Genomic DNA, 374 nt, shown 5'->3' with positions numbered 1-374 from the left:
GAAAACATCCTTGCCGGTCAGCTCCAGCCAATATTCGAGCCGCTCGATGATCTTGCCCGCGCCTACGAGACCGGCCCAGAACATCGGGCCGCCCTTGCCGATGGGAAAGCCGTAGCCATTGACCCAGACGACATCGATGTCGGAGGCGCGGGCTGCAATCCCTTCCTCCAGAATTTTCGCGCCCTCGTTGATCAGGGGATAGAGCGTGCGTTCGATGATCTCGTCGGCGGCTATCGTGCGCGGCGCGATGCCCTTCTCGGCGGCCTTGTCGCGGATCAGCGCCTCGACCTCGGGATCGGGTACCGGCGTGCGCGAACCGTTCTCGTAGAGATAGAAGCCACGGCCGGTCTTCTGGCCGAAACGGCCCTGCTCGC

Annotated in this window: 1 protein-coding gene; it reads right to left on the bottom strand. The window is 63.6% G+C overall.

Features of this window, described 5'->3' with window-relative positions:
• The coding region (locus EN807_RS33175; protein ID WP_246684516.1) for a 3-hydroxyacyl-CoA dehydrogenase family protein at positions 1-374 on the bottom strand (374 nt) is incomplete at both ends.

The organism is Mesorhizobium sp. M5C.F.Ca.ET.164.01.1.1, from assembly GCF_004792125.1.
Taxonomy (GTDB): Bacteria; Pseudomonadota; Alphaproteobacteria; order Rhizobiales; family Rhizobiaceae; genus Mesorhizobium; species Mesorhizobium wenxiniae.
Note: the sequence above shows the minus strand (reverse complement) of the source record. Positions and strands in the feature narration are given on the sequence as shown.